At 70.4% G+C, this 26,516-nt stretch carries 26 protein-coding genes, 1 tRNA gene and 1 pseudogene; 11 read left to right on the forward strand and 17 right to left on the reverse strand.

Annotated elements, in window-relative coordinates; genetic code table 11:
• The first annotated feature begins 21 nt into the window (after window positions 1-21).
• Both ABZ911_RS18945 and ABZ911_RS18950 read left to right on the forward strand, forming a co-directional pair.
• A complete protein-coding gene (locus ABZ911_RS18945) occupies window positions 22-756 on the forward strand; it encodes a GAF and ANTAR domain-containing protein (RefSeq protein WP_358056820.1) in 735 nt (244 codons plus the stop codon).
• Window positions 757-879: 123 nt separating this feature from the next.
• Window positions 880-1,248 carry an STAS domain-containing protein gene (locus tag ABZ911_RS18950; RefSeq protein WP_358056822.1) on the forward strand — a complete coding sequence of 123 codons (369 nt, stop codon included), beginning with the start codon at window positions 880-882 and terminating at the stop codon, window positions 1,246-1,248.
• On the opposite strand, the gene ABZ911_RS18955 is transcribed toward ABZ911_RS18950, so the two are convergent.
• From ABZ911_RS18955 to ABZ911_RS18975, 5 genes are all read right to left on the reverse strand, one after another.
• Window positions 1,243-2,034, reverse strand: a complete 792-nt coding sequence (locus ABZ911_RS18955; RefSeq protein ID WP_358056824.1) for an alpha/beta hydrolase — start codon at window positions 2,032-2,034, stop codon at window positions 1,243-1,245. The genes ABZ911_RS18950 and ABZ911_RS18955 overlap by 6 nt on opposite strands.
• 90 nt (window positions 2,035-2,124) lie before the next feature.
• Window positions 2,125-3,210, reverse strand: a complete 1,086-nt coding sequence (locus ABZ911_RS18960; RefSeq protein WP_358056826.1) for a serine hydrolase domain-containing protein — start codon at window positions 3,208-3,210, stop codon at window positions 2,125-2,127.
• 16 nt (window positions 3,211-3,226) lie between these two features.
• A complete protein-coding gene (locus ABZ911_RS18965) occupies window positions 3,227-4,486 on the reverse strand; it encodes an FAD-binding oxidoreductase (protein ID WP_358056828.1) in 1,260 nt (419 codons plus the stop codon).
• 78 nt (window positions 4,487-4,564) lie between these two features.
• Window positions 4,565-5,107: a dihydrofolate reductase family protein gene (locus tag ABZ911_RS18970; RefSeq protein WP_358056830.1), complete on the reverse strand. Its 543-nt coding sequence runs from the start codon at window positions 5,105-5,107 to the stop codon at window positions 4,565-4,567.
• Between the two features lie 15 nt (window positions 5,108-5,122).
• A complete protein-coding gene (locus ABZ911_RS18975; RefSeq protein WP_358056832.1) occupies window positions 5,123-5,710 on the reverse strand; it encodes an NAD(P)H-dependent oxidoreductase in 588 nt (195 codons plus the stop codon).
• An 85-nt stretch (window positions 5,711-5,795) separates the two neighbouring features.
• Between ABZ911_RS18975 and ABZ911_RS18980 the strand changes: the two genes are divergently transcribed.
• Together ABZ911_RS18980 and ABZ911_RS18985 are read left to right on the forward strand one after the other, a co-directional pair.
• On the forward strand, window positions 5,796-8,957 hold the full coding sequence (locus tag ABZ911_RS18980; protein ID WP_358056834.1) for a BTAD domain-containing putative transcriptional regulator: 3,162 nt from the start codon (window positions 5,796-5,798) through the stop codon (window positions 8,955-8,957).
• A 72-nt stretch (window positions 8,958-9,029) separates the two neighbouring features.
• The gene (locus tag ABZ911_RS18985) at window positions 9,030-10,262 is read left to right on the forward strand and encodes an MFS transporter (RefSeq protein ID WP_358056836.1); all 1,233 of its coding nucleotides are present in this window, start codon (window positions 9,030-9,032) and stop codon (window positions 10,260-10,262) included.
• 7 nt (window positions 10,263-10,269) lie between these two features.
• Here ABZ911_RS18985 and ABZ911_RS18990 read toward each other — a convergent pair whose 3' ends face one another.
• Both ABZ911_RS18990 and ABZ911_RS18995 read right to left on the reverse strand, forming a co-directional pair.
• Window positions 10,270-10,518, reverse strand: coding sequence for an SCO4226 family nickel-binding protein (locus ABZ911_RS18990; protein ID WP_358056838.1), 249 nt, complete (start codon window positions 10,516-10,518; stop codon window positions 10,270-10,272).
• 69 nt (window positions 10,519-10,587) lie between these two features.
• Complete coding sequence (locus tag ABZ911_RS18995; RefSeq protein ID WP_358056840.1) at window positions 10,588-11,907, reverse strand: aminotransferase class I/II-fold pyridoxal phosphate-dependent enzyme; 1,320 nt, start codon at window positions 11,905-11,907, stop codon at window positions 10,588-10,590.
• 97 nt (window positions 11,908-12,004) lie between these two features.
• On the opposite strand from ABZ911_RS18995, the gene ABZ911_RS19000 reads away from it, so the two are divergent.
• Window positions 12,005-13,072 carry a helix-turn-helix domain-containing protein gene (locus tag ABZ911_RS19000; RefSeq protein WP_358056842.1) on the forward strand — a complete coding sequence of 356 codons (1,068 nt, stop codon included), beginning with the start codon at window positions 12,005-12,007 and terminating at the stop codon, window positions 13,070-13,072.
• A 48-nt stretch (window positions 13,073-13,120) separates the two neighbouring features.
• Here ABZ911_RS19000 and ABZ911_RS19005 read toward each other — a convergent pair whose 3' ends face one another.
• From ABZ911_RS19005 to ABZ911_RS19025, 5 genes are read right to left on the reverse strand one after another with little or no spacing between them, the layout of a single operon-like run.
• Window positions 13,121-15,349 carry a heavy metal translocating P-type ATPase gene (locus tag ABZ911_RS19005; protein ID WP_358056844.1) on the reverse strand — a complete coding sequence of 743 codons (2,229 nt, stop codon included), beginning with the start codon at window positions 15,347-15,349 and terminating at the stop codon, window positions 13,121-13,123.
• Between the two features lie 21 nt (window positions 15,350-15,370).
• Window positions 15,371-16,267 carry a hypothetical protein gene (locus tag ABZ911_RS19010; RefSeq protein WP_358056846.1) on the reverse strand — a complete coding sequence of 299 codons (897 nt, stop codon included), beginning with the start codon at window positions 16,265-16,267 and terminating at the stop codon, window positions 15,371-15,373.
• Complete coding sequence (locus ABZ911_RS19015; RefSeq protein WP_358056848.1) at window positions 16,264-16,476, reverse strand: heavy-metal-associated domain-containing protein; 213 nt, start codon at window positions 16,474-16,476, stop codon at window positions 16,264-16,266. The genes ABZ911_RS19010 and ABZ911_RS19015 overlap by 4 nt, the downstream gene beginning before the upstream one ends.
• A 22-nt stretch (window positions 16,477-16,498) precedes the next feature.
• Entirely contained in the window at window positions 16,499-16,780 is a 282-nt protein-coding gene (locus tag ABZ911_RS19020) for a metal-sensitive transcriptional regulator (RefSeq protein ID WP_358056850.1), read from the reverse strand.
• A 55-nt stretch (window positions 16,781-16,835) separates the two neighbouring features.
• Complete coding sequence (locus ABZ911_RS19025; RefSeq protein WP_358056852.1) at window positions 16,836-18,227, reverse strand: MFS transporter; 1,392 nt, start codon at window positions 18,225-18,227, stop codon at window positions 16,836-16,838.
• Window positions 18,228-18,436: 209 nt separating this feature from the next.
• Between ABZ911_RS19025 and ABZ911_RS19030 the strand changes: the two genes are divergently transcribed.
• The 4 genes from ABZ911_RS19030 to ABZ911_RS19045 all read left to right on the forward strand — a co-directional run bounded on the left by ABZ911_RS19030 (window position 18,437) and on the right by ABZ911_RS19045 (window position 20,020).
• Window positions 18,437-18,556, forward strand: a complete 120-nt coding sequence (locus ABZ911_RS19030) for a DLW-39 family protein (RefSeq protein ID WP_358056854.1) — start codon at window positions 18,437-18,439, stop codon at window positions 18,554-18,556.
• Between the two features lie 20 nt (window positions 18,557-18,576).
• Window positions 18,577-19,296 (forward strand): HAD family hydrolase, encoded by a 720-nt coding sequence (locus ABZ911_RS19035; RefSeq protein WP_358056856.1) that lies wholly within the window; start codon window positions 18,577-18,579, stop codon window positions 19,294-19,296.
• Window positions 19,297-19,312: 16 nt separating this feature from the next.
• Window positions 19,313-19,385 (forward strand) — tRNA-Ala (locus tag ABZ911_RS19040).
• Between the two features lie 116 nt (window positions 19,386-19,501).
• Entirely contained in the window at window positions 19,502-20,020 is a 519-nt protein-coding gene (locus ABZ911_RS19045) for a hypothetical protein (protein WP_358056858.1), read from the forward strand.
• Window positions 20,021-20,048: 28 nt separating this feature from the next.
• Here ABZ911_RS19045 and ABZ911_RS19050 read toward each other — a convergent pair whose 3' ends face one another.
• Window positions 20,049-20,603, reverse strand: a complete 555-nt coding sequence (locus ABZ911_RS19050) for a site-specific integrase (RefSeq protein ID WP_358056860.1) — start codon at window positions 20,601-20,603, stop codon at window positions 20,049-20,051.
• Between the two features lie 250 nt (window positions 20,604-20,853).
• Here ABZ911_RS19050 and ABZ911_RS19055 point away from each other — a divergent pair.
• Both ABZ911_RS19055 and ABZ911_RS19060 read left to right on the forward strand, forming a co-directional pair.
• A pseudogene (locus tag ABZ911_RS19055) lies at window positions 20,854-21,012 on the forward strand (IS3 family transposase); the annotation flags it as partial.
• Window positions 21,013-22,065: 1,053 nt separating this feature from the next.
• On the forward strand, window positions 22,066-23,586 hold the full coding sequence (locus tag ABZ911_RS19060; RefSeq protein ID WP_358056862.1) for a serine/threonine-protein kinase: 1,521 nt from the start codon (window positions 22,066-22,068) through the stop codon (window positions 23,584-23,586).
• On the opposite strand, the gene ABZ911_RS19065 is transcribed toward ABZ911_RS19060, so the two are convergent.
• The 4 genes from ABZ911_RS19065 to ABZ911_RS19080 all read right to left on the reverse strand — a co-directional run bounded on the left by ABZ911_RS19065 (window position 23,570) and on the right by ABZ911_RS19080 (window position 26,313).
• A complete protein-coding gene (locus ABZ911_RS19065; protein WP_358056863.1) occupies window positions 23,570-24,601 on the reverse strand; it encodes a serine/threonine-protein kinase in 1,032 nt (343 codons plus the stop codon). The two genes, ABZ911_RS19060 and ABZ911_RS19065, sit on opposite strands and share 17 nt — an antisense overlap.
• Window positions 24,594-25,697 carry a hypothetical protein gene (locus ABZ911_RS19070; protein WP_358056864.1) on the reverse strand — a complete coding sequence of 368 codons (1,104 nt, stop codon included), beginning with the start codon at window positions 25,695-25,697 and terminating at the stop codon, window positions 24,594-24,596. Before ABZ911_RS19070 ends, ABZ911_RS19065 begins: the two co-directional genes overlap by 8 nt.
• Window positions 25,698-25,825: 128 nt before the next feature.
• A complete protein-coding gene (locus ABZ911_RS19075; protein ID WP_358056866.1) occupies window positions 25,826-26,107 on the reverse strand; it encodes an HIT family protein in 282 nt (93 codons plus the stop codon).
• Complete coding sequence (locus tag ABZ911_RS19080) at window positions 26,044-26,313, reverse strand: HIT domain-containing protein (protein WP_358056868.1); 270 nt, start codon at window positions 26,311-26,313, stop codon at window positions 26,044-26,046. The genes ABZ911_RS19075 and ABZ911_RS19080 overlap by 64 nt, the downstream gene beginning before the upstream one ends.
• Between the last annotated feature and the right edge of the window lie 203 nt (window positions 26,314-26,516).

The following is a 26,516-nucleotide window of genomic DNA, read 5'->3' on the forward strand; positions in this document are numbered from 1 at the left end:
GAGTTAGGGAAGTGAGCGAACATGCTGGAACGGCGGACGGCACAGACGTTTGTCGAGCTGGCCGACACCCTCGTGGGGGGATTCGACGTCATCGACTTCCTTCAGGGGCTGTCCGAACGCTGCGTCGAACTGCTCGACGTCGAGGCGGCGGGCATCCTCCTGGTCGACCCGCGCAGCTCGCTCCAGCTCGTGGCCGCCTCCTCTGAGCAGGTACGGCTCCTGGAACTGCTGCAGTTGCAGGACGAGGAGGGGCCCTGCCTCGACTGCTTCCACACCGGCCACGTCGTGAGCTGCCCTGATCTGACCGCCGAACCCCGCCGCTGGCCGCGCTTCGCGGTGGCGGCCCGCGAGGCGGGCTTCCTCGGGGTGCACGCGGTGCCGCTGCGGCTGCGCGAGCAGACCCTGGGCGCGGTCAACCTGTTCCGCGCCTCGGCCAGGCCACTGGGCGCCGAGGCCGCCGCCGTCGCCCAGGCGCTGGCCGACGTCGCCACCATCGGCATCCTGCACGAGCGCGCCCTGCGCCAGCACCAGCTCGTCAACGAGCAGCTGCAGTACGCGCTCAACAGCCGCATCGTCATCGAGCAGGCCAAGGGGGTGCTGTCGGAGCGGGGGCAGATCGATGTCGCCGAAGCCTTCAACCTCATGCGCGGCTACGCCCGCTCGCGTAACCGGCCGCTGTCCGCGATCGCCCTGGCGGTGATCAACCAGGAGGCCGAGGTCGCCGATCTGCTGGCCGGATACCAATCTGGCCGTTAACCGCGCAGAATGACCGGCACGTCATAGACTGCGGAGTGAGTCCGCTCAACTGCGGATAGTCACATACTTCACAATTCGGCCCGTCCAGACCCCGCGGCGTCCGGTGATGCGGCAGGAGTCAACATGGACCCGCTTCGCCTGTCCACCCGTACGGTGAACGGCCACGCCCTCGTCGGCGTCGGCGGCGAGATCGACCTCGCCACCGCGCCCGAGCTGTGCGCCCACGTCGCGGGCGTCCTGGACACGGGTGTCACTCGTGTCACCCTCGACCTCGGCGGGGTGACCTTCATGGACGCCAGCGGTCTGACCGCTCTCCTCGTTCTGCGGCGGCACGCCCTCGGCACCGGCGCCACACTCCATCTGGCCGCGCTGCCCCGGCAAGTGCGGCTGATCCTGCGTGTCACCGGTCTGGACGCCTGCTTCGCCGTACCGCCGCAGAGCGGGAGTGCCGACGGGGACCTGGCGCGACGGTCCGCCGTGGCCGACTTATGACGTCTGGCGTTCGGCCCAGACGATGGCGTGGTCGGCGACCCTTTCCCAGCCGGGGACGCCGACGGTGAAGTGGGGGCGGCCGGGGAACTCGTGGTAGTCGGTCACCGCGCCGGACTTGTAGTAGAGCGCGTACGCCGCCCGCACCACGCTCACCGGGACGGTGTGGTCGGCGCCGCCGGCGATCAGCAGCAGCGGCGCGCGGGTCCCGTTGCGTACGTCCACCTCGGTGGCGGCGCGGCGGCGCAGGTTGGCGGTGGCGGCCTGGATCAGCGGGCGGCGGCTGCCCGGCACCTGGTAGCGGTGGTAGGCGACCAGCGACTCCTCCTCCATCAGCGTGTTGGTGAAGCAGTACCGGAACTGCTCGGGCGTCAGCGTCACCGTCTTGCTGAGGCGCAGCGCGGGGAAGGCCGCGCGCAGGCTGCTGATCGGCAGCTTCCGCACCCCCTTGATGGGCGCGGGATGGATGGCCACCCCCGCGGCGCCGAGCCCGCGCCCCAGCAGGAGCTGGGTGACGAGGCCGCCGAAGGAGTGGCCCACGATGATCGGCCGGCGATCGAGACGGCCGATGATCGTCGCGTAGTGCTCGGCGATCTCGGTCACGCCGAGCCCGTCCATCACCGAGGGGTCCTTGCGCAGCGCCTCGACCTCGATCTCCATGCCGGGCCACGCGGGGGCGAGAACCTCGTAGCCGCGCCGGGTGTAGCGCTCGACCCAGTGTTCCCAGGACCGCGGGGTCAGCCACAGTCCGTGAATGAGGACGATGGCGGGTCTGGCCGGACTGGTCATGACGCTCTCCTGACGGGCCGTGTCTCGCGGTCCCTTAAGAACACGGCACTGCGGAGAAGAGGGAAATGACCAGTTCGTACCAAGCTCATCTCACGGGGTGATGATGTCGCCGATCCTGGTGGCCAGGCTGAAGTCGCTCGTCAGACGGTTCTTGGTCATCGCGAACGAGATGCCGGTCGCGGTGTCGCCCCAGGCGGCGCTGCCACCCGCGCCCGGCACGCCGAACCTGCTCGGCGCGCCCTCCGCATCGATGATCGAATACCCGAGCGCCCAGCTCGTCGGCATCTGGAAGACCTCGTCCATCCCGCTGGCGTTAATGGTGGTGACCTCGCGCAACCGCTCCGGCGAGATCAGCCGCACTCCGTCCACCTCGCCCAGCAGGGCCGCGTACATCCTGGCGATCGCCCTGGCCGACGTCTTGCCGCCGGCGGGGATGTCGGCGGCCAGCATGTCGGTGCGGTTGCCCAGCTCAGCGCCGGGGAACAGCGACATCGGCCCCGCCTTGAACATCGGCAGGTCCGCCGGCATGTCCGCGAACAGCGCCGCGTCGACGGGCTCGTCCTCCAGCCGGGCCAGGCGGTGGTGCTCCGCCTCCGGCACGCCGAAGTAGAGCTCGTCCGCGACGCCCAGCGGTCCCGCGACCTCCTCGGCGAGCACCTGCGAGATGGGCTTGCCGGTCGCCCTGCGGACCACCTCGCCGATGAGGTAGCCGAAGGTGTAGGCGTGGTACCCCACCTTGGTGCCCGGCTCCCACCACAGCTCGGCGTCGGCCAGCGCCGCGCACATCTTCGCCCAGTCGCACACGTCCTCGGGCGTGGAGTCGAGCGGCAGGCCGGGCACGCCGGCGGTGTGCGCGAGCGCGTGCCGTACGGTCACCCGCTCCTTGCCGTGGGCGGCGAACTCCGGCCACAGCTCCGCGATCGGGGTGTCGTACCCGAACAGGCCGCGCTCGACGAGCACGTGGGCCACGGTCGCGGTGGCGCCCTTGCCGATGGAGAAGTTGTAGAACGGCGTGTCGTGCGTGACGGCCCGCCCGGTCTCCGGGTCGGCCACGCCCGCGACCGCGTCGACGACCAGTTCCCCGTCGCGGTAGGCGGCGACCTGGACGCCGCGTTCGGCACCCGACTCGACGAGTTCGTCGATGGCGGCCTGGACCTGCTTCTGAAGATCGCTCATGGTCGTGTTCCCTTGGTCAGGCGGGGTCGATGGTGTGACCGGTGCGGAACAGGTTGGACGGGTCGTAGGCCCTCTTGACCTGGCGCAGGCGGTGGTGGTCGGTGGCAGTGTAGGCGGTGGCGGTCCTGCCGGTGTCGCTCAGGAAGTTGAGGAACGAGCCACCGGCGGCGTACGGGCGCAGGGCCTCGGCGACGCCGGGGACCTGCGCGTCGATGATGACGGAGAAGGCGGTGTTCCGGTGGCCCACGGGGCCCGCGGCGGGTCCGGGGTCGGCCATCGCGCCGCCCCAGTGCCGCACCTCCACCGTGGCCCCGGCCGCCACCAGCGTGTCGATCACCGGGTCGGGCAGCGTCTCGAACAGGTCGAGGTGTCTGGCGGGGGTGCCGCCCATGGCGGCCTGGGCGAAGCCCATCGAGTTGAGCCCACCGGCGAGGACCGGGCCCGCGGCGGCCCACAGCGGCGCGAGCAGCCGCCGGCCGTGCTCGGCGCTTCCGGCGTACATGGCCTTGACGGCGACGGCGCGCTCGGAGGTGCCGGGCAGGGTGGTCAGCATCAGGGCCGTGCTCATCTCGCGGGGGGCGCCCGCCGCCCAGTCCCGGTAGGCGGCCAGCGTGCCGGCGGCGCCGGTGAACGGGAAGTAGGCGATGCCCGCGTACACCTCGGCGACCGGGTAGAGCCGGAACTCCAGCGAGGTGACGACGCCGAAGTTGCCGCCGCCGCCGCGGAGCGCCCAGAACAGGTCGGGGTGCCGGTCGGGGGTGGCCGTGAGGTGGCGGCCGTCGGCGGTGACGACCTCGGCGCGCAGCACGCTGTCGGCCGCGAAGCCGTACCGGCGGGACAGCCAGCCGACCCCGCCGCCCAGCGTGAAGCCGGTCACGCCCACCGTGGGCGAGGAGCCGGCCAGCGGCGCGAGCCCGTAGGGCGCGGCGGCCTCCAGCACGTGACCCCAGAGGGCGCCGGGACCGACGCGGGCGACCCGCCTGACCGGGGCGACCGTGACCGCGGCCAGCTTCGTGGTCTTCAGCAGCAGCGCGCCGTCGCAGGCGGCGTGAGTGCCGTGGCCGGTCGCCTGGACGGCCAGCGCCAGGCCGTCCTCGCCCGCCGCGAGCACCGCGGCCCGCACGTCGGCGGGACCGCCCGCCTCCGCCACCAGGGCGGGGCGGGGGTCCAGCGCCGGGTTGAGCGCCCGCCGCTGCTCGTCGTAGCCGCGCTCACCGGGCAGGTGCACGGCTCCGCCGAACTCCCGGCGCAGGGCCGCGGGCTGGGTGTACAACATGTCGAAACCCTCTCCTTGGTCATACATACGAAGGTCGGAGCAGACGGAAGGATCTCGACATCCGACGGGGAACTTCTTTCAGTCGGTCGGCGCGTAGGAAAGGATGGCGACGCCGGAGTCGAAGATCTTGGAGTCGACCATCTCCAGCTTCGCGCTGATGCCCTCCCGCCACAGGCGCTCGCCCTTGCCGAGCACGACGGGGTAGACCCAGATCCGGTACTCGTCCATCAGCCCGGCCTCCAGCAGGGCGTCGGTGAGCTGCCCGCAGCCGTAGATCAGGATGTCGTCGCCCGGCTCCTGCTTGAGCCTGGTGATCTCCTCGACCAGGTTCTCGCCCTTGATGACGGTGGTGTTCTCCCACTCGGCCTCGTCCATCGTCGAGGAGACGACGTACTTGGCCATGCTGTTGACCCGGTCGGCGAACGGGTCACCCGCCCGGGACGGCCAGGCCTGGACGAAGCCCTCGTAGGTGACCCGGCCCATCAGCAGCGCGTCACAGGCGAAGAGCTGGTCGAAGGCGTGCTTGCCGGCCTCCTCGGTGAAGTGGTCGAACGACCACAGGTGCGGGTTGTCGATGAAGCCGTCGAGCGTGGAGTACGTCGAAGCGATGATCTTGCGCATGGTCTTCTCCCCTGGTCAAGCGGTGTAGGGCGTCTTGGTGCGGGCGTCCCGCAGGGCGTGGCCCCACCAGCAGAGCTGGTCGAGCACGGTCTTGACGGCCGTGTTGCACGGCGCGTTGGTCTTGGGCCAGCCACCGTCGGCGGCGAAGTGCTCCCAGTAGCAGGGCAGGCTGACCGTGTCCCGGATGGGGACGGCGTGCAGCTCGGTGAACACCTGCCGGAGCTGGTCGGTGGCGTGCAGGCCGCCCGACTCCCGGCCGTACGACACGAAGGTGACCGGCTTGGCCTGCCACTCCTCGTAGAACCAGTCGATGGCGGTCTTGAGCGGGGCCGGGAAGCTCCGGTTGTACTCGGGGGTGACCACCACGAAGGCGTCGGCCCCGGCCAGGCGCGGAGCCAGCGCCCGTACCTGCGGGGGCGCCGGCTCGTCCTGGTCGGTGAGGATGTCGGGCAGGCGGATGTCGGCCAGATCGACGAGATCGAGGTCCAGGTCGCCGCGCCTGCGGGCCCTGGCCACGAACCAGTCGGCCACGGTGGGCCCGAACCGGCCGACGCGGGTGCTGCCGATGATGACCGCGACCCGCAGCCTCGTGCTCTCCGACATCTCCGCCTCCTCGCGTCCTGCTGACACCCCTGACGATGCCGTGATGGCCTTACGGGCACCTTCCGCTGGGCTTAAGGTCGGCCTTATGCGCTTTGGGGTGCTCGGTCCGCTGGCCGTGTGGACGTCCAGGGGAGAGCCGGTGACGCTCCCCGGGGCCAAGGTCCGCGCGCTGTTGGCCGACCTGCTCGTCCACGAGGGCCGGCTGGTCTCCGCCGACCTGCTCGTCGACGACCTGTGGGGGGACGAGCCGCTGGCCAATCCGGCGGGGTCCCTGCAGGTACGGGTCTCCCAACTGCGCCGCGCCCTGGAGGAGGCCGAACCGGGCGCCAGGGACCTGGTGGTCTCCCGCTCGCCCGGCTACCTGCTGAACGTCGACGCCGACGCGGTGGACGCCCGGCGCTTCGCCGCGCTGACCGCCCGCGCCCAGGAGACCGCCGACCCGCGGGCCAGGGCCGGCCTGCTGGCCGACGCGCTGGCGCTGTGGCGGGGCGCGGCCTTCGCCGACTTCGCCGACGAGGAGTTCACCAGGCCGGTGATCGCCAGACTGGAGGAGCAGCGGCTGGCCGCCCTGGAGCTGCACGCCGAGGCCCGGCTGGAACTGGGCGAGCAGGTGCTGCTCGACGACCTGGTGGACCGGCACCCACTGCGCGAACGGCTGCGCGCCGCGCACCTGCGCGCCCTCTACCGCGCGGGCCGCCAGAACGAGGCGCTGGCCAGCTACGCCGACCTGCGCGACCGCCTGGCCGACGAGCTCGGCCTCGACCCCAGCCCCGAGCTGGCCGCCCTCCACCAGGCGATCCTGCGCCAGGACCCCTCCCTCGACCCCGCCGTGGTACGGCCCAGCACCAACCTGCCCGCCTCCCTCACCGAGCTGGTCGGCCGCGACGAGGCGGTCACCGAGATCAGGTCCCTGCTGGCGTCCGGCCGCCTGGTCACGCTCACCGGCTCCGGCGGCGTGGGCAAGACCAGCCTGGCGCTGGAGACGGCCCGGCAGCTCGCCGGGGCATACGCCGACGGCGTGTGGCTGGTCGAGCTGGCCGGGCTGGGGCGCGGCGCGGCCTTCCGGCTGGCCGAGGTGGTCATGGGCGTGCTGGACGTGCAGGACGCCGGATCGGCGGGCGAGCAGGTCACCTCCGCCGACCGGCTCACCGGCGCGCTGCGCGGGCGCGAGCTGCTGCTGGTCCTGGACAACTGCGAGCACGTGGTCGAGCAGGTCGCCGAGCTGGTGGACCCGCTGCTGCGCGCCGCCCCGGGGCTGCGGGTGCTGGCCACCAGCCAGGAGCCGCTGGCGCTGCCGGGCGAGGTGGTCTGGAGCGTGCCGCCGCTGGAGGTGCCCGGCCGGGACGCGGGCGCCGACCTGGAGGCGCTCGGCCAGTCGAGCGCGGTGCGCCTGTTCGTCGCCCGCGCGTCGGCCGCCGCCCGCTCCTTCACCCTCGACGAGGAGACCGGCCCCGCGATCGCGGTGCTCTGCCGCCGCCTCGACGGCATCCCGCTGGCGCTGGAGCTGGCCGCGACCCGGGTACGGGCGCTGGGCGTTCACGGCTTGGTGACCAGGCTCGACGACCGGTTCAGGCTGCTGGCCACCGGGCACCGGGGCGCCCCGCCGCGGCAGCAGACGCTGATGGCGATGATCGACTGGAGCTGGGAGCTGCTGTCGGACCCCGAACGGGTCGTGCTGCGGCGGCTGGCCGTACACGCCGACGGGTGCGCGCTGGAGGCGGCCGAGGCGGTCTGCGCCGACGCGGGCCTCGACGTCCTCGACCTGCTGGCCCGGCTGGTGGACCGCTCGCTGGTCGTGGTCGTGCACGACGCGGACGGCCCGCGGTACCGCCTGCTGGAGTCGGTGGCCGCCTACTGCCTGGACCGCATGCGCGAGGCCGGCGAGCTGGAGGAGGTCCGCCGCCGCCACCACCGCCACTACACCGACCTGGCCGTCCAGGCCGAGCCGCACCTGTACGGCCCCGCGCAACGCCGCTGGCTGCGCCGCCTCGACACCGAGGCCGCCAACCTGCGCAGCGCCCTGGACAGCCTGGTCCGCGAAGCCGCCCACGAGCACGCCCTGCGCCTGGTCAACGCCCTGGCCTGGTACTGGTTCCTGCGCAGCCGCCTGACCGAGGCCAGACGCTCCCTGGAGGCGGCCCTGTCGGGCACCCCCGACGACGCCCTCGCCCGCGCCTGGCTCACGGGGATCGCCCGCCTGCAGGGCGACCCCGCTCCGGGCGAGGTACGGCCGGACGACATCCCCGACCCGGGCAGGCGGGCCAGAGCCCAGTGGTTCCTCGCCTACACCGGCACCGACAGCGGCGGCCTGGAGGCGAGCAGGAAGCTGCTGGACCAGGCCATGCCCACCTTCCAGGCCACCGGCGACCGGTGGGGCGAGGCCGCCTGCCTGGCCGTCTCGGCGAAGCTCGCGCACGTCAAGGGCGACCTGGCCGCGCTCGAACGCGACGCCGAGCGCAGCGCGAAGCTCTTCGGCGACCTGGGCGAGCGCTGGGGCCAGTTGGAGGCCACCGGCTGGCTCGGCGGCCTGGCCGAGATGACCAGCGACTACGAACGGGCCACCCGGATGCAGCGCGAGGGGCTGCGGATGGCCGAGGAGCTGAGCCTGTGGGCCGAGGTCTCCGCGCGGCTGTCCTGGCTGGGCTGGATCGCGCTGCAGCAGGGGGACTTCGCGCAGGCGCGCCCGCTGTGCGAGCAGGCCATGCGGCTGGCCGTGGAGCAGAGCCACCGGCCGGGCCAGACCTTCGCGGCGATGGGGCTCGGCTTCTCGGCCCGCCGGGAGGGCCTGCTCGACCTGGCCGAGAGCCACCTGCGCGTGCTGCTGGACGACGCTCCGGAGCTGGGGCCCGACGAGACGCCCGCGCCGTACCTGCCGATCGTCTGCACCGAGTTGGGTTTCCTGGCTGAGCAGCGCGGTGACGCGGATCGGGCGCTGGCCCTTCACGCGCGGGCCATCGACCTGGCGGCCAGGTTCGAGGCCGTCCGGGACCGGACCATGGCGCTGACCGGTGTGGCGGGGGCGCTGTCGCTGGCGGGCCACCACGAGCGGGCGGCGCGGATGCTGGGCGCCGCCACCTCGGCCAGGGAGGCGAACTCCGTTCCGGTCGCGCCCGCCGAGCAGGACGACGCCGAGCGCATCGTCAGCCGCGTACGCGCGGCGCTGGGCGAGGAGGGCTTCGCCGCCGCCTTCAACGAGGGCGAGGGCCTGCGGCCGGAGGAGGTCCGCGCGCTGTACGCGGAGGACTGAGTCAATTGAAGCGACATAGAGCGCCAAGCACGCCAGTATTAACAAGTGTCCAGTTATAGACGCGATCTTGTGATGTTCCAGGATCGCCGCTTCGCCCTGCTCTTTTCCGCACGAACCATCTCCGTACTGGGCACCTCCTTCGCGCCCGTCGCCCTCGCCTTCGGCGTCCTGGAGATCCCGGGAGCGACCGCCACCACCCTGTCGGTGGTGCTCGCCGCCGAGGCGGTGCCGATGGTCGCCTTCATGCTCGTCGGCGGCGTCATCGCCGACCGGTTCCCGAGACAGCGGGTGATGATGGTCGGCGAGGCGATGAACGCGGTCGCCTGGGCCTGCCTGGCCGTCATGCTGCTCACCGGGTGGACCCCGCTGCCCGTCCTGGCCGTCGCCGCGGCGGTCAGCGGAGTGGCCACCGCCGTCCTGTACCCCGCGCTGACCGGCATCATCCCCGACGTCGTCCCCGTCCAACGGCTGCACACCGCCAACGCGCTGCTCGGCCTGGGCGCCAACAGCTCCCGCGTCACCGGGCTGGTGCTGAGCGGGGCCACCGTGGTCCTGGTCGGCGGCGGCTGGGCGCTGGTGGTGAGCTCGGCCATGTTCGCGGTGGCCGCCGCGCTCATCGCGGCGCTGCGCCTGACACCCGCGGAGCGTTCCGCCAAGGGCGGGCACTCGGTGCTGGCCGACCTGCGCGACGGCTGGCGGGAGTTCAGCTCCCGGCAGTGGCTGTGGGTGGTGGTGGCACAGTTCTCCGTGCTGGTGATGGCCGTGCAGGCGGCCCACGGGGTGCTCGGCCCGCTGGTGGCCAAGGAGCATCTGGGCGGTCCGTTGGCCTGGTCGGCGGTGCTGGCGGGCGAGGCGGTCGGCATGATCGCGGGGGTTCTGGTCGTGCTGCGGCTGCGCCCGCGCAGGCCCATCCTCTTCGGCACGCTGCTCACGGCGCCCACCGCGCTGCCGTACCTGCTGCTCGGGTTCGGGGCGCCGTTGTGGAGCGTCATCATCGGGGCCGTGGTGATGGGGGTCTGCTTCGACATCTTCGGTGTGCTGTGGAACACCACCATGCAGCGTGAGGTGCCGCCCGAGTCGCTCTCGCGGGTCAGCTCCTACGACGCGCTCGGTTCACTGATGTTCGGGCCGATCGGGCTTCTGCTGGCCGGGCCGGTCGCGATCGTGATCGGATCGAAGCCAGGGCTCATCGCGTGCGGGCTGGTGGTCGTGCTGACGACCTGTGCGGCGCTGCTGTCGCCCAGCGTGCGCGGGCTCACCGCCAAGCCGATCGAGTCCGAGCCCGAGGCCGCCGCGCAGTCCTGACGGCCGGTCAGAGGGACAGCGGCACCCGGTGGATCTCGTCGGCTGGGTGACCGGCCCGCTGGTGGACGCGCTGGACCGCGTCCGCGTCGGGCGCCTCCGACAGGCAGTAGACGATGCCCGCCTCCGGGTCCGCCCACGCGTGCTCGAAGGTCACCCCCTCGTCGCCCTGGATCGCGAGGTCGGCGGCGTGCGCCTGGTGGAACTGCTGGTCGGTGATGCCCACCATGCCGTGGTGGACGTCCATGAATTTCGTCATGGTCCCTCCTCGGATGTCCTTCTCAGCCTAGGGCGGGCCGGAGCGCCGGATCCTCAAGGCTTCCTCAAATCAGGGGTGGACGAAGTGGACGCCGGTGAACTGCCGCCGCCACCGCGTCACCTCGGGGGCCACCGTCGCCGGATCGGTCCCGGGGTCCAGGCCACGGCTGATGAACGAGGCCAGCTGCGGCATGTCCGTCTCGGTCATGCCCAGCCTGGCCACCTCGGGCGTGCCCAGCCGCAGCCCGTTCACGTCGCCGTCCACCGCCGCCACCGGCAGCCCGATCCCGCACGCCAGCAGGTTCGCCGCGCGCATCCGGCGGGCGGCGCGCTGGCCGCCGCCGTACCGGGCGGCGAGGACGGCGAACTGGTGGGACCGGGTGCCGCCGCCGAACACCGGCGTGCCCAGCGCGGTCAGCTCGGCGGCCAGACGGCGCGCGGTGCTCACCATCGTCTCCGCGTACGCCTTGCCGGCCACCTTCCAGTCCAGCATGGTCACCGCGAGCGCCGCGGTCCTGGCCGCGTCGAAGTTGGCGGTCAGCCCCGGATAGGCGATGGCGTCCAGGCGCTCGGCGAGTTCGGCGTCGTCGGTGACGATCAGACCGCCGGCCGGGCCGCCGAGGCTCTTGTAGGTGCTCATCGTGATCAGATGGGCTCCTTCGGCCAGTGGGTTCGGCCAGGTGCCACCGGCGATCATGCCGCACAGGTGGGCGGCGTCGAACAGCACCCGCGCCCCCACCGCGTCGGCGATCTCGCGGATCGCGGCGACCGGGTGCGGGGTGAGGTTGAGGCTGCCGCCGACGGTGATCAGCCTCGGCCTGATCCGCCCGGCCAGCTCGCGCAGCGCGGCCACGTCCACGGTGTAGCCGTCGGCGGCGACGGGGGCGTCCAGGGTGGTCAGGCCGTACTTGCCGGCCGCTCCGGCGAGGTGGTGGGTGACGTGGCCGCCGATGCTCCCGGGCGGGGCGATGATCGTGTCACCGGGGGAGCAGGTGGCCATGAAGGCGTACAGGTTGGCCAGGGCGCCCGAGCCGACGCGCACCTCGGCGTAGCGGGCGGCGAACACCTCGGCAGCCAGCTCGGCGGCGATGATCTCGATCTGCTCGATCGCCTCCAGCCCCGTCTCGTACTTGTCCCCCGGGTACCCCAGCGACGGGCGGGTGCCCAGGCGGGCCGACAGCAGCGCCTCGGCGCGTGGGTTCATCACGTTGGCGGCCGGGTTCAGGTTGATCGACTCGACGTCGTGGATCTCGTGGTTGCGGGCCACCAGCCGCTCGATCTCGGCCAGGGTCCCGGCGGCGGACCTGCCCGCCACCTCACCTGACACGCGCTGGACCAGATCGTCGGAGGGTGCGGGCACCCAGGGGCGGGGGGCGAGAGCTCCGGCCATGGCAGATCTCCTTCGGCGAGGGTGAGGCCAGGGTAAGGACGCCGGTACGGCAGGCGCATGCGGTGGATGTCGAGAGCCTCTCCTACACTTGTAGGAAGTGGACCTCCAGTCACGCCTAGACGACCTGGCCGCCCGCGTCGGCCACGGTGTGTCGCTCGACGACCCGGCGGGCCGGTTGATCGCCTACAGCGCGCAGGACGCCGCCGTCGACCCGGTCCGGGTGGCCGCGATCCTGGCCAGGCAGGTCGCGCCCGAGATCAGGGCCTGGCAGGACCGCCACGGCGTCGCGACGGCCACCGAGCCCGTACGCGTCCCCGCCAACCCCGCGCTGGGCATGAGCGCCCGGATCTGCGTGCCCGTCCGCCGGGACGGCCGGTGCCTGGGCTACCTCTGGCTGCTCGACCCCGGCTCCGCGCTGGACGAGGCGGCGCTCGCCGACGCGGTCAAGGCGGCGTCGGACCTGGCCGGAATGCTCGCCCAGGCCGCTCGCGACGACCTCGACGAGTGCGTCGGGCGGCTGTTCGCCGAGCAGGACGCGGACGCGCGCGACCGGCTGCTGGCCAGGGCTCCGTCACTGGCGCACGCCAGACTCCAGGTGTGCGTGGTGGTCGCCTGCGCCCCCGATCGCGAGGCGGTACGGCCGATGCCCGCGCGCCCGCCCTCGCTGCGCCGGCGACCCGGGTATGTGGGCGGGTTCGTCACCGCCACGCACGCGGCCGTGCTGCTCCGGCATCCGGGTGAGGTCGGTGCGCTGCCCGGGTTCACCCAGGGGTTCAGCGAGCCGTGCCAGGTGGAAGGGGTGCCGGAGGCGTACCGGCAGGCGTTGGTCGCGGCCGAGTTGGCGGCGCTCGATCCGGCGCTGCCCGCCGAGGTGGGCTGGGCGGGGCTGGGGCCGTACCGGACGCTCGTCGGGCTGCCGCGCGGGGACGGGGAGGCGCTGGCCGGGCTGGAAGGAACGTTCCTGCGCACCCTGGAGACGTACCTGGACCTGGGCGGGAACGCGCAGCGGACGGCCGCCAGGCTGCACCTGCACCGGACCACGCTCTACTACCGGCTCGGGCGCGTCGCCGCCGTGCTCGGCGTGGACCTCGACGACGGGCTGACCCGGCTGGACCTGCACCTGGCGCTCAAGCGCCGCCGCCTGGCCCGCCGCACGCTCGGCTGACCGCATGACGAAGCCCCCGGAGGTTTCCGGGGGCTTCGTCGCCGTCTCCTACTTGAAGCGGCGCAGCCGCAGGCTGTTGCTCACCACGAAGACGCTGGAGAACGCCATCGCGGCACCCGCGATCATCGGGTTGAGCAGGCCGAGCGCGGCCAGCGGCAGGGCGGCCACGTTGTAGGCGAACGCCCAGAACAGGTTGCCCTTGATCGTGCCGAGCGTCCGGCGGGACAGCCGGATCGCGTCGGCCGCCACCCGCAGGTCGCCGCGGACCAGTGTCAGGTCCGAGGCCTCGATGGCCGCGTCCGTACCGGTGCCCATGGCCAGGCCCAGGTCGGCCTGGGCCAGCGCGGCGGCGTCGTTGACCCCGTCGCCGACCATGGCCACCACCCGGCCCTCGCCCTGCAGCCGCTTGACCACGTCCACCTTGTCGGCGGGCAGCACCTCGGCGATCACCTCGTCGATGCCCACCTCGGCGGCCACGGTCGCGGCCACCGCCTCGTTGTCGCCGGTCAGCAGCACCGGGGTCAGCCCCAGCGCGCGGAGCTGGGCGATGGCCTCCTTGCTGGTGGGCTTGACCGTGTCGGCGACCACCAGGATCGCGCGGGCCTTGCCGTCCCAGCCGACCGCCACGGCGGTACGGCCCGCCGACTGCTCCTCGTGGAGCCTGCGCTCCAGGTCGGCGCTCAGGTGCTGCGACCACTCGGCCAGCAGCCTCGGCCGCCCCACCAGCACGGCGTGCCCGTCCACGATGCCCTGCACGCCGAGGCCCTCGACGTTGGCGAAGTCCTCGACCGTAGCCGTGGACGCGGCGGCCCTGGCGATCGCCTGCGCGATCGGGTGCTCGGAGGCGTGCTCCAGCGCACCGGCCAGCCGCAGCACCTCCTCGCGGTCCTCGCCCTCCTCCAGGTGGACGTCGGTGAGGGTCATCTTGCCCTCGGTGACCGTACCGGTCTTGTCCAGGACGACCGTGTCGATCTTCCTGGTCGACTCCAGCACCTCGGGCCCCTTGATCAGGATGCCGAGCTGGGCGCCCCTGCCGGTGCCGACGAGCAGCGCGGTCGGGGTGGCCAGGCCGAGCGCGCAGGGGCAGGCGATGATCAGTACGGCGACCGCCGCCGTGAACGCCGCGCCGACCCCGTCGCCGGTGCCGAGCCAGTAGCCGAGCGTGCCCACCGCCAGGGCGATCACGATCGGCACGAAGATGCCGGACACCCGGTCGGCCAGCCGCTGCACCTGGGCCTTGCCGGTCTGCGCGTCCTCCACCAGCCTGGCCATCTGGGCGAGCTGGGTGTCGGAGCCGATGCGGGTGGCGCGGATCACCAGCCGGCCGCCCGCGTTGACGGTCGCGCCGGTCACCGGGTCGCCGGGGCTCACCTCGACGGGCACGGACTCGCCGGTCAGCATCGAGGCGTCCACCGCGGAGGTGCCCTCCTCGATCACGCCGTCGGTGGCGATCTTCTCGCCGGGCCTGACCACGAACAGGTCGCCGACCTTGAGCTGGTCGCTCGGGACGCGCGTCTCGACCCCGTCGCGGAGTACGGCGACGTCCTTGGCGCCCAGCTCCAGCAGGGCCCGCAGTGCGGCGCCCGCCCGCCGCTTGGAGCGGGACTCGAAGTAGCGGCCGGCCAGGATGAAGGCCGTCACGCCCGCGGCGGCCTCCAGGTAGATGTTGCCGGAGCCGTCGGTGCGCTCGATGGTGAAGGCGAACGGGTGGGTCATGCCGGGGGTGCCGGCCGTACCGAAGAACAGGGCCCACAGGGACCAGCCGAGGGCGGCGAGCGTGCCGACCGAGACCAGGGTGTCCATGGTGGCGGCGCCGTGCCGCAGGTTGGTCCAGGCGGCCTTGTGGAACGGCCAGCCCGCGTACACCACGACCGGCGCGGCCAGCGTCAGCGACAGCCACTGCCAGTTGGTGAACTGCAGCGGGGGGATCATCGCCATCGCGATGACCGGGATCGACAGCACCAGCGAGGTGATGAGCCGGTTGCGCAGCGGCCCCAGCTCGTCGGCCTCCTCGGGCTCGGGCTGGCCCTCCTGCTTGGGGGGCGCGGGCAGAGCGGCGGTGTACCCGGCCTTCTCCACCTCGGAGATCAACTGCTGGGCGTCGACGCCCTCGGGAAAGGTGACCTTCGCCTTCTCCGTGGCGTAGTTGACCGTGGCGACCACGCCGTCCATCTTGTTGAGCTTGCGCTCGATCCGGTTGGCGCAGGACGCGCACGTCATGCCGCCGATCGAGAGCTCGACCGCGTTCTGCGGCCGATCATCGGTGAGGGAGGACATCACCTTTCTCCTTTCTCTCGCTCAGTGACCCGAGTGCTCGGCCGGGGGCGCGGAACTCGCCGTGCCTTCGGCGTGGGCGGTGAAGTCCGCGGTTCTCACCGTGCCCGCGTGCTGGAAGTCCAGGAAGAGGCGGAAGTCACCTCTGCTGGGCACCTCGGCGAAGAAGACGATCTCCGGGCCCGCGGTGGCGCTCTCTTCGGGGTGGACGTGCAGGTAGGCCAGGTCGCCCGCGCGCAGCGCCACCAGGTGGCCGTACGCGCCGAGGTAGGGCTGCAGGTCGGTGACCGGCTTGCCGTCCTTGCTGACCTTCAGGGTGAGCTTGCTCGCCTTGCCGGGGGTCAGGTCGCCGTCGAGCGTCACAGTGTAGCCGTCGACGGTGGCCGTACGGCTGGCCTCGGGGAGCGCCTTCGGCGCGTGCTCGCCGGCGACGAGCAGGTCCGCGCCCAGCGTCAGCCCGGTGCCGCCGGTCGGGGCGAAGTCGGCGTAGGCGCGGTACGCGCCGGCCTCCGGCAGGGTCAGCTTGACCGACCAGACGCCGTCCGCGCCTTCCTGCGGGTGGAGGTGCTGGAAGCCGGTGAGGTCCCGGGAGACGACGATGAAGTGCAGCTTCTTGTCGTGCTGGACCTGGTAGTCGGTGACCGGCTTGCCGTCGGGGCCGGTTACGCTGAACTGGAAGTCGGTGGGCTCGCCCGGCTTGATCGCCGTGGTGATCGGGTTGAGGGTGTAGCCGTTCTCTGACACTTGAAGCCCCCCGGGGGTATCACTCTTCGCCGCCGCCGCCGGCTGCGCCACGTGGCTCTGCTTGGCGGGGGCGGGGGCGGGTCCCGTCGTCCCCACCGCGGTGCCCACGCCCAGGGCGCCGCCGAAGACGACGGCGAGCCCCAGGACGTAGGCTCCGAGCTTGGCCGCGGTGTTCATGACTGCCCCGCCACTTCGTATCCGGCGTCCTTGACGGCGGCCTCGATCCTGGCCGCGTCGATCGGGGCGCCGCTCTCCACGGTCAGCAGGCCGCTGGCCAGGTCCACCTCTACGGTGGTGACGCCCGGCACCTCGCCGACCTCCTCCTTGACCGAGCTGACGCAGTGGCCGCAGGTCATGCCGGTGACGGTGTAGGTGGCAGTGGTCATGTCGATCTCCTCATTCACGTGGTCAGGAACGGACAAGCCTGGCGATGGCGTCCGAGGCTTCCTTGATCTTCAGCTCGGCCTCGGCGCCGCCCTTCTGGGTGGCCTCGGCCACGCAGTGGGCCATGTGCTCTTCGAGCAGGGAGAGGGCGAAGGACTGGAGTGCGCTGGTGGTGGCCGACACCTGGGTGAGGATGTCGATGCAGTACTTGTCGTCCTCGACCATCCGCTGCAGGCCACGGGCCTGGCCCTCGATCCGGCGCAGCCGCCGGAGGTGGTCCTGCCTGTTGTCGGTGTAACCGTTCATCGCTCCGCCCTCCCTGTGTCAGCCACTATAACACCCTACCCCCCTAGGGTATTCCTCAGGCCTGGGTTTTGACGGCTTCCTGCTGCTCGACCTGCCTCGGCTTACGCATGAACACCACCGTGAGCACCGCGCCGGCCAGGGCCACCATGGCCGCGCCCACGAAGGCCGCCTGGAAGCCGTTGGTGAGCTCCAGGACGTTCCCTGTGCCCATCGAGGTGGCGACGGCGGTCATGACCGCCAGGCCGAGCGCCGAGCCCACCTGGTAGGTGGTGTTCACGATGCCGGAGGCCAGCCCGCTCTCCTCGGGCCGCGCGCCGGACATCGCGGAGATCATCGCCGGGATGTACGCCAGGGACATGCCGACCGCGGCGATCAGGCTCGCGGGCAGGACGTCGGTGACGAACGAGCCGTCGGACCTGATCAGCGAGAGCCCGCCGATGCCCGCGGCCAGCACCGCGAGGCCGATCACGATGAGCGGCTTGGCGCCGAAGCGGCCGAACAGCTTGGCGGTGATGCCGATCATGAAGATCATCACGGCGACGGTCATCGGCAGCAGCGCCGCGCCGCTCGGGAACGCGCCGTAGCCGAGGACCTGCTGCAGGTACAGGTTGAGGAAGTACCACATCGGGATCCACGCCGCGCCCAGCAGCGCCATGGCCAGGTTGGCGGTGGCGAGACCCGGCGTCCGCCAGATCTTCAGCGGCATCAGCGGCTCCCGGACGCTGCGCTGGAGCACGAAGAACAGGCCGAGGAGCACGACGGCGCCGACGCCTTCGAGCAGCACGTTCTGGTCGGGGGCGCGGACGATGGCGTACACGGCCAGCGCGATGCCGCCGGTGACCGAGACGGCGCCCAGGATGTCCAGGGAGCCGCGCTTGCCCTTGGTGGCCGGGAGCAGGGCGGGGATGGCGGCCAGGGTGGCCAGGCCGATCGGGATGTAGACGATGAAGACCCAGGGCCAGCTCAGGTACTCGGTGATGACGCCGCCGAGGAAGACGCCGGCGGTGCCGCCCGCGGGGGCCGCCGCGCCGTACAGGGCCATGGCCTTGCCGAGCTCGCGCGGGTTGCCGCCGAACAGCATCATGAGCAGCGTCATCGCGGCCGGCGCGATCAGCGCGCCGCCGACGCCCTGGATCGCGCGGCCGAGAATCTCGACCCACGCGGTGCCCGCGGCCGCGGCCACCACCGAACCGGCGGTGAGGACCACCCAGCCGATCGTGAAGATCTTGCGAGCGCCGAACACATCCGACAGCTTGCCGCCGAGCAGCAGCAGACCGCCGAAGGCGATCACGTACGCGTTGAACACCCACTGCAGTCCGCCCTGGGTGAAGCCCAGGTCACGCTGCATGTCGGGCAGGGCCACGCCGATGATCGACGTGTCCATGATGACCATGAACTGCGCGGCGGCGAGCACGACGAGTGCCCACCACCTGCGTGGATTCTCCACTGGAATCCCCTTTCCTTGATACCCTAGAGGGGTATGTGATTTCCGGGCGAGGAGGAACGTAACATACCCCCTAGGGGTTTACAAGGAGAATCTGGTCAGCGTGCGACCGGAGGAGCACGGCCAACCCTTGCTAGGCTGCTTTGCAACCGTTGCAACCGGGCGCAGTCTCACCCCGGCAGGTGAGACCGTCGAAGAAGTGGGGTCACACCGTGAAGAAGCTGCTCGTTCTGGCGCTGATCGCCCTCGGGGGGCTACTGGTCTGGCGCAAGGTGCAGGCAGACCGCGCCGAGCTCGACCTGTGGACTGAGGCGACCGGCAGCGAGAACTGAACCGCCGTGGCGACGAGGCCATGAGTGACGTCGGCCCCATCAAGCTGGCCTGCCTAGACCTCGCCGGCACCGCGATCGGTGACATCGCCACAGTCGAACGCGCTTTCGCTGAAGCGATCGCCACCCAGGGCATCGTCCCGGGAACCGGTGCGTACGCACGGGCCATGGTCCATGTGCACCGGTCCCGGGGCTACCCGAAGATCGAGGTATTCCGGGGGATCTTCCCCGGAAACGAGGCCCAGGCGCAGGCCGCCAACCTGACCTTCGAACGGTCCTACGAAGGGACCATCGAACGCACAGGTCTCGAACCTGTGCCCGGAATCGTCGAAGTCCTCGACAAGCTCCGGGGAGCCGGGATCAGGATCGCGCTGACCACCGGGTTCAGCAGGGGCACCTTAGGCCGCGTCCTCAGCGTGCTCGCCTGGGACGACAAGATCGACCTGGCCATCTGCCCCGAGGACGCCGGACGCGGAAACCCCTGGCCGGACATGGTGCTGCACGCCGTACTCCGACTCGGAGTCGAAGACGTACGGCAAGTCGCCGTCGCCGGAGACTCGGAGAGTCATATGTTGGGAGGGCGGCGAGCCGGGGCATCGGTGGTAGCCGGACTCATGAACAGGGCACACAGCCTCGACCGGCTACAGAAGGGCGGCGCCACACACATCCTGGACTCGATCGTGCACTTCCCCGAAATAATCCTCGGCGGGGACCCGAACCAGCCGGCACCCCCGGCCCGGTAAGCTGTCCTCCGTATAAGGGGCCTTAGCTCAGTTGGCAGAGCGCCTGCTTTGCAAGCAGGATGTCAGCGGTTCGAATCCGCTAGGCTCCACCGCACCTCGAAGGCCACTTCCCGTGATCGGGAGGTGGCCTTTTCGATCTTGTACAGCAGCAAAATACAGCTACGCGCTCAGCCGAGGTGGCGCAGGGGCGAGCACGTCCACAATCATGGTGCGCGTGGCGGTACTCCGGTTACTGGCAGTCGGCCTCCTCAGCGGCGGCGTCATGGCGATCCCGTTCTTATGGGCTCAGCGTGGCAGCGACTTCGAGCACGTCCGTCTCGCAGTCCTGATAGGCCTGGACTTTGGTCAGCTCGTAACCGTCCCACTCGGGTTACTGATCGGCATCGTGCTTGTCGCCAGGCGGTCGTGGACGCGTTCTCCCGGCTACCTCCTGGCCGCGGTCACGATCGCGTTCGGGGTGATCGTCATGACGCAGGCGTGGGCGACGATGAGCTGGGCCGAAGGGCGACCTTCCGGGATTGGTGACCCAGATGGCGAGGCGGTGCTCGGGATGCTGAACGTTCTCGCGGGCGCGTTCACCACCCTCGTCGGCGTCTCCATCGCCTTGATTCGGTGGTCTGGCTGGGATTCGCACATGGCGTCGGCACGTCAAACGTCCTCACGTAGGGACCGCAGGAGGAGGCGTACCCCTTCGTCTATGTCGAAGGCCATTCCCCGGGATTGAGGAATGGCCTCGTTGGCGCTGGATACTGCTATGAGTCCAGGTGATCGCCGAGTTTCTTGAGCGCTCGGCGCGTCTCTTCGGACGAGACTTCGCTGTAGACGTTCATAGTCACGGAAATCTGCGAGTGACGCAGGATCTGCATGGCCACGCGCGGATGGACGTCGAGGGCCACGAGCAGGGACGCGCAGGTCTTGCGGGTCGCGTGCACGTGAACCTTGCGCACTGCGGCCTTGTCGCATGCGCCTGCGAAGCTGCGCCGGAAGTTCGACAGTTCGATCGGCCGGCCGCTGGCGGTGGTGAAGACGAGGCCGGTCTCGTGCCAGTCGTCACCCGCTGCTTCACGGGCCGTGTCGCGTGTCCGTTGACGGGCACGCAGGGCCACCGTGACGATCTCGGGAAACGGCAGCGTGGCGTCGGAGGCGTCGGTCTTGGTCTGGCGGTGCAGCAGCTTGCCCGCGACGCGCTGGAGTTGCCAGCCGATCGTCATCTCGGCCTGTTCGAGGTCGACGTCCTCCCAGCGCAGCCCGAGTGCCTCGCCGAGTCGGAGGCCGAGGACGAGCACCAGGACGTAGACCGGGTACATCGGGTCCTCACGGGTGCGCGCCGACTCCAGGAAGGTCCTGGCCTCGTCGACGGACCAGGGCTTGACCTTGCGCTTGCGGGGGACCGGCCGAACTCGTCCTCGACCGAGATGGTGACCTCGTAGACGGTGTTGCCGTTCTTATCGGTCTTGATCTCACCGGTGTCGCGGTTGAGCACGCGCGGGCGCGGGGCCTTGACACAGGTGATCGTGAGCTTGCTGGTGTCCACGGGATGGGGACGGTACGCATGGCGAATTGACCTCTCGTCCGTCGACGGGTCGTACCGGGACCTGTTTCGACAATGCGATCATCGAGAGTTTCTTCGCCTCACTGGAGTGCGAGCTGATCGACCGGCGGACCTTCCACACCAGGTCAGAAGCCGAATGCGCTCCCTTCAGCTATATCGAGGGCTCCACTACGTTCCAGGCCAGATGGCCAGAATCCGCTGGGTGGTCATCCCTCTTTTCGATCCGACGATCACGATCCGTCACGGGCGCTTACGTGGAATGCCTCACTGTTTCTCAATTCGTCCTGTCTCGCCTCGCTTCGCGTCAAAAGGACTCATGTGTCCCATATATCACAGCAGTCTGAAAGAGAGGGTGGACCAGGCAGACGGGAAGCCGGGCGGGGGATTGCGGCTTTCGCTCTTGACGAGCTTTCCATCCTCTACCAAAATTGCGACGCACTATGATCAAGCGACCTAGAGCGGGGAGAACATGGCAGCAAGTTGTCGTTGTGGCGCGCCTGTAAGACGTTGCGAAAAGTGTGACGGTGATGGCAAGGCCATCTTCGGTGAGTGCGGATACTGTAGTGGAACCGGTTTTCAATGTCCCGAGCATGAGGGCGACTGGACCTAACCTCGATCTTTCGTGATCTTCGTATGGTCGGGTACCCGGACACCCTGTGCAAGGCAAGTCCGTTGCGGGCCACAACATGCTGATCTACGGCGTGACCCTGCTGCGGAAGCAGCTAGGCCGGGCTCCGAGCTGCGCTGCCGAGAACAGCCTCATCCTCGTGCTCACCGAGGTCGTCCGCGACATCGGTGTCTCCTGGGACAGCGCCGGTAGTTCACATGGAAGGCGTTCCTCGGTAGGTCCAGGGGGCTCAGGAGCTGGAGCGCGATGTGAGAGCGGAGCCTTCCTCGGCGGTGTGCATGACCAAGGCCAGTCCGGGTTCGTCGGGTAGGCGCAGGGTCTCGTAGGCCGGCGAGTGCATGGCCGTCCTGGGCGTTGCGCGTCCGTGAAGGTTCCGCTTACGCGCCGTCGGCGGCCGGAATTTCCGCGCTGCGTAACTCGATCACACCGCTCCTCATCTCGGCTTCTGAGTCGGGCAGGAAAAGTTTCGGCGTCGCTTCGTCACCCTTGTTGAGAACAACACACGGCGGCATATTGGATTCTCGTTGGGACAGGGCCTCCTGGGCATTCCTGACGCGGACGTCGCGAGAGCGCATGAACGGGGTGGAGCGTGGCGGATCAGGTATTCGACCCTCTGCGTGACGACGACCCTCAGACTCTCGGAGGCTATGCGTTACGTGCCCGCGTGGGCGCCGGTGGCATGGGGCAGGTCTTCCTGTCCTTCACGCCCGGAGGGCGGCCGGTGGCCGTCAAGATGGTGCGCGCGGAGTTCGCCGGCGATCCGGATTTCCGCTCCCGGTTCGTGCAGGAGGTCAGGGCTGCCCAACAGGTGAACGGCATCCACATCGCCCAGCTCCTCGATGCCGATCCGGCCGGGACGACTCCCTGGCTGGCCACCGCTTACATCCCTGGCCCTTCCTTGGCCGAGGCTGTGCGCCTGGCCGGTCCTCTGCCCGTGCCGGTGGTCGCGAGCCTGACGGCCTCGGTCGCCAGGGCCCTGCAGGCCGTGCACGCGGCGGGCATCGTCCACCGCGATCTCAAGCCGAGTAACGTGGTGCTGGCGGCCGACGGCCCCAGGGTCATCGACTTCGGTGTGGCCAGGGCGGCCGACGCGACCCATCTCACGCTCAGCGGGGTGCGGGTGGGTTCGCCGCAGTACACCTCGCCCGAGCAGATACACGGGCACCCGGCCACGGCGGCGACCGACGTGTTCGCGCTCGGCGCGGTCATGTACTACGCGGCCACCGGCCAGCCCGCCTTCGGCGAGGGGTCTGACTTCACCATCGTGTTCCGGATCGCGCAGAATGAGCCGCTGCTGGCCGGCTGCCCGCCGGAGCTGCGCGACCTCATCAGCGCCTGCCTGACCAAGGATCCGGCGAACCGTCCCACGCTGGACGAGGTGATCGCCGCCTGCGCGATGCCAGGCATGCCATTGCCGCCCGTGCTCATCCGGGCCATCGAGGCGCGGCAGGCGGCGGTGGCGGCGCTTGCCTCTCGCCCCACTCCGGCCGTTACCGGTCGCACCGCCGCCATGCGGCCCCGACGGCCCAGAAGGCGACTGCTCGCGGTGGGTGCCGCAGTGCTCGTGCTGGCCGCGGGCGCTCTGGGTGCGAGGATCGCCGTGGGGTGGGCCGACGACCCTGACGCGGTGCAGCCCTCGGCCCAGCAGTCCCCGTCCCAGCAGTCCGCCCCGTCGTCCACCGGTACGCCGGCGTCCTCGGGCGAGAGCCCGGTGCCCGCGACGACCCCGGCAGACCAGGTCACCCCCGCCGACAAGGTTCAGTGGAAAGACACGATCCGCTTCAGAGGGGAGGGCGCCGACCTCGACAGTGTCCCGCCGAACGTGATTGACGCCAGCGGCGACTGGGACGTGAACGAAGCGGCAGGGGAGTCCATGATCGGGTCCCCAGACGACGCGCTCCGCGTGTGGTCCGGCACGGGCGAGCCCACGCGGCAGGAGTGCCGCGAGCTCGTCCGCACCCAGGGCAGCGATACCGCGAGCGTGGACGAAGGCGATCTCGTCTGCGTCATCACCAGCGACCAACGTGTCGCGTTGCTGAAGATCACAGGCATCAACTTCTCCAGCGTCCTGGCCACGGCCAAGGTGTGGGCCCTCAAGGACCGCGACTGAGCTCGCCGAACGACTGGATGCGCCGTGTGGTCTCGTGGTCAGGCCCGAGCGTCGTCTGGGCCCGCTCCGTCAGCCTGATCAGGCGCATTCCCGCCTCAGCGCCCCGCCCAGCCTGAAGTTTGGCGTGGATCCGATCGAGTTCGGCCAGTATCTTGGCCTCTTCCCGCAGCTCGCCGCGTTCGCCGCCGCCCAGCGCGGACAGCGTGGCGCCGACCGCCGTCGTGCCTGGCCGGTCGGCCGCCCCCTTGGCGAGCATCGCGTGGATCAGCTCGGCCAACTCTGGCGGTACGTCGGGGCGGTGGTCCTCGATCGGCCGGGGCTGCACGTTGACCGCCTGCAGCGCGTACGCATGGAGGCCGTTGTCCAGGCGGAACGGCAGCACTCCCGCGAGCATCTCGTACAGCACCACGCCGAAGGAGTAGACATCCGAAGCGGGCCCGACCTCGAAGGCGTTGACCTGCTCCGGGGACATGTAGACGATGGTGCCGATCGGCATCCCGGTGGCGGTGTACCTGCTCAAGTCCATGGTCGGCAGCGCGGCGATGCCGAAGTCGCAAAGCTTCAGCACGCCGCCCTCGTCGAGCACCAGATTCTGCGGCTTGACGTCGCGGTGCACCACGGGCGCCGCCGCGCCGTGCAGGAAGGCCAGGGCCGTGGCCACCTGCTTGCCGTACGCCACCACCCAGGAGACCGGCGGCAGCGGCTGCTGCCGACGCAAGATCTCGCCCAGGTTGGGCCCCGGCAGCCGCTCCATGACCAGGAAGGCGGCGCCCTGATCCTCGCCCAGGTCGTGCACCACCACGATGTTGGGGTGCTTGAGCATCGCCATCACGCGGGCCTCGCGCTTGAACCTGGCCACCCATTCGCGGTCAGTGCTGTCGGAGTGCAGCACCTTGATGGCCACCTCGCGGCCCAGCTTCTCGTCACGGCCGAGCCAGACCGTCCCCATGCCGCCCTTGCCGAGCTGGCTCTCCAGCACATACCGGCCGCACAGGACGTCGCCCGCCTCAGGCATCCGGCCTGCCCTCCGGCAGGTAGGTGCGCCGGGCCGCCTCCGCGGCCTGGACCTCCGGCGGCGTGGGCGCCGCCGGGCTGTCCTCGAACAGGAACTCGCGCCCGCTCAGCATCAGCTCAACTCCGTCGGCCAGGATGATGTCGTCGCCCGCGCGCATCGGCAGGCTCCGCCCGCCGGTCAGCGGGAACGGCTCCGCCACCCCGCGCCGGACGCGGGTGCCGAACCGGCTGTGGTCGGTGACGAACAGTTTCGCACCTGTCCACCGCAAGCTCGCGTGGTCGCGGCTGAGCCCCGACTGCTCCGGCACGCCGAGCGCCGCGGTGAGCGCGAATCCCCCCGGCCCCGGCGCCCGGCCCACGTGAATCGTCTCGCCGGGCCCGATGAGGAAGCGGGTGGCGACCCTGCCGCGGACGCGTACCTTGACCTGGATCCTGTGCGGGCGCGGACCGATGTCGGTGAGCGGCTGGCCATGGCTGGGGCAGCGTGCCGCTCCGGACCGGTGGCGCGGCAGCGGCTGCTGCTCGCCCCGGTCCTGGCCGAACATGGGGCAGTCGGGCACCTCGCACACCCACAGTCGTGACAGCAGTTCCCGTCGCGGCCGCGACCCGTTGTGCAGCCCCTTCGACTTCAGCAGCCCTTCCTCCTCCTTGCGTGACAGCCGCCAATCCGGGCTGATCGGCATCTCGCGAGGTCGTACGGTGATCCCCGCCGGCCCGAGTACCGGCTCCAGGAAGCGGTCCCGGTTGCCGGGGATCCACGGATAGTCGCGGTGGTAGTCCTCGTACTTGTCGAAGCAGACCACCCGCTGCCCACCGGCGTCGGCCAGCTCGATGATTCGGTCGTCGGCTTTGTCCAGGGCCTCGATCAGGCCGGCGTTGCGCCAGCGGTGGAGCCTGTCACGCTCGTCCTGCGTGAGATCGCGGTTGCGCAGTAGCGACCAGTCGGCCACCCCGTAGACCTTCAGTGACTCGTCCCGGGTGTAGGCCACCAAGCCCTTGAGTAAGTGGATGAACCGGCGCAGATCCGCGGGACGGTCGCCACCGAGCCTCCGCTCCCGCACGATGTTGGACATGTCGACGGCGAAGTCGGCATCCATGACATCTGTACTGAGATAAGCCTCCGACCGCATGGCACGAAAATATCAGCCGACACGATCTTTTGCCGGTCGATCCGGTGCTTTTTCGGGTATATCGCGCAGGCCGGTAGGTGTGCTGAGTGCTGATGTCAAGGCAAGTCACACGGCATGCTCGTGGCCGCTGCAGGTGATCCCAGCGCTGCCAGGCCGGACTGGACTGCCTTGGCTTCCTGATCGAGCAGACTCCGCGCCCTGGTGCCCCAGTTGGCGTCCATTCGGGAGCCGTCCCCCTCGAACCTGGGGAACACGTGCAGGTGAAAGTGAAAGACTTCCTGAAATGCAGCTTTCCCGTCCGCGAGGAAAACGTTCACGCCTTCACAGCACAAACCAGAGCGCCGCAGAGCTTGCCCATCCGGTGGCCGACTCTCCATACGTGCGCGCTCGTCTCCTCATCGAGGTCTTCCAGCCCGACGGCATGGATGCGCGGAATTACGAGAAGGTGACCAGGAGTGACAGCCCCAGTGTCCATGATCACCATCGCGCGATCGTCTGCGTAGGGAACACTCGACTCAGCCTCGCCGCGAAGGATTGCGCAGAACACGCAGTCTGAATTGCCAAGATCTCCCATACTCAACATGGTGACAGTGGCCGGCGTCTAAAGCGAACACTTTGGCCGCGCCAGTGATCTAAGGTGATCGCGGATTTCTGGACTACTCTTCGGCCGCTGCGATGTAGGCGAGGTTGACGTCACGGAAGAAGCCGCGGATGAGAGCGGGCATCTTCTGGAGACGCCGGAGTTCGGACAGCATGAGGGCTTTCATCTGCTGGATGCCGTCGACG

It is taken from the genome of Nonomuraea sp. NPDC046570 (assembly GCF_040645915.1).
Taxonomy (GTDB): domain Bacteria; phylum Actinomycetota; class Actinomycetes; order Streptosporangiales; family Streptosporangiaceae; genus Nonomuraea.

What these genes read in the sequence shown, in the direction of transcription:
- ABZ911_RS19020 (WP_358056850.1), bottom strand. Translation starts at nt 16,780, where the DNA reads ATGAACGGTTACACCGACAACAGGCAGGACCACCTCCGGCGGCTGCGC.
- ABZ911_RS18945 (WP_358056820.1), top strand. Translation starts at nt 22, where the DNA reads ATGCTGGAACGGCGGACGGCACAGACGTTTGTCGAGCTGGCCGACACC.
- ABZ911_RS19005 (WP_358056844.1), bottom strand. Translation starts at nt 15,349, where the DNA reads ATGTCCTCCCTCACCGATGATCGGCCGCAGAACGCGGTCGAGCTCTCG.
- ABZ911_RS18960 (WP_358056826.1), bottom strand. Translation starts at nt 3,210, where the DNA reads ATGAGCGATCTTCAGAAGCAGGTCCAGGCCGCCATCGACGAACTCGTC.
- ABZ911_RS19045 (WP_358056858.1), top strand. Translation starts at nt 19,502, where the DNA reads ATGGTGCGCGTGGCGGTACTCCGGTTACTGGCAGTCGGCCTCCTCAGC.
- ABZ911_RS19015 (WP_358056848.1), bottom strand. Translation starts at nt 16,476, where the DNA reads ATGACCACTGCCACCTACACCGTCACCGGCATGACCTGCGGCCACTGC.
- ABZ911_RS19070 (WP_358056864.1), bottom strand. Translation starts at nt 25,697, where the DNA reads ATGGATGCCGACTTCGCCGTCGACATGTCCAACATCGTGCGGGAGCGG.
- ABZ911_RS19010 (WP_358056846.1), bottom strand. Translation starts at nt 16,267, where the DNA reads ATGAACACCGCGGCCAAGCTCGGAGCCTACGTCCTGGGGCTCGCCGTC.
- ABZ911_RS19075 (WP_358056866.1), bottom strand. Translation starts at nt 26,107, where the DNA reads ATGGAGAGTCGGCCACCGGATGGGCAAGCTCTGCGGCGCTCTGGTTTG.
- ABZ911_RS18950 (WP_358056822.1), top strand. Translation starts at nt 880, where the DNA reads ATGGACCCGCTTCGCCTGTCCACCCGTACGGTGAACGGCCACGCCCTC.
- ABZ911_RS19050 (WP_358056860.1), bottom strand. Translation starts at nt 20,603, where the DNA reads ATGTACCCGGTCTACGTCCTGGTGCTCGTCCTCGGCCTCCGACTCGGC.
- ABZ911_RS18965 (WP_358056828.1), bottom strand. Translation starts at nt 4,486, where the DNA reads ATGTTGTACACCCAGCCCGCGGCCCTGCGCCGGGAGTTCGGCGGAGCC.
- ABZ911_RS18970 (WP_358056830.1), bottom strand. Translation starts at nt 5,107, where the DNA reads ATGCGCAAGATCATCGCTTCGACGTACTCCACGCTCGACGGCTTCATC.
- ABZ911_RS19065 (WP_358056863.1), bottom strand. Translation starts at nt 24,601, where the DNA reads ATGCCTGAGGCGGGCGACGTCCTGTGCGGCCGGTATGTGCTGGAGAGC.
- ABZ911_RS18955 (WP_358056824.1), bottom strand. Translation starts at nt 2,034, where the DNA reads ATGACCAGTCCGGCCAGACCCGCCATCGTCCTCATTCACGGACTGTGG.
- ABZ911_RS19035 (WP_358056856.1), top strand. Translation starts at nt 18,577, where the DNA reads ATGAGTGACGTCGGCCCCATCAAGCTGGCCTGCCTAGACCTCGCCGGC.
- ABZ911_RS18975 (WP_358056832.1), bottom strand. Translation starts at nt 5,710, where the DNA reads ATGTCGGAGAGCACGAGGCTGCGGGTCGCGGTCATCATCGGCAGCACC.
- ABZ911_RS19080 (WP_358056868.1), bottom strand. Translation starts at nt 26,313, where the DNA reads ATGTTGAGTATGGGAGATCTTGGCAATTCAGACTGCGTGTTCTGCGCA.
- ABZ911_RS18990 (WP_358056838.1), bottom strand. Translation starts at nt 10,518, where the DNA reads ATGACGAAATTCATGGACGTCCACCACGGCATGGTGGGCATCACCGAC.
- ABZ911_RS18985 (WP_358056836.1), top strand. Translation starts at nt 9,030, where the DNA reads ATGTTCCAGGATCGCCGCTTCGCCCTGCTCTTTTCCGCACGAACCATC.
- ABZ911_RS18995 (WP_358056840.1), bottom strand. Translation starts at nt 11,907, where the DNA reads ATGGCCGGAGCTCTCGCCCCCCGCCCCTGGGTGCCCGCACCCTCCGAC.
- ABZ911_RS18980 (WP_358056834.1), top strand. Translation starts at nt 5,796, where the DNA reads ATGCGCTTTGGGGTGCTCGGTCCGCTGGCCGTGTGGACGTCCAGGGGA.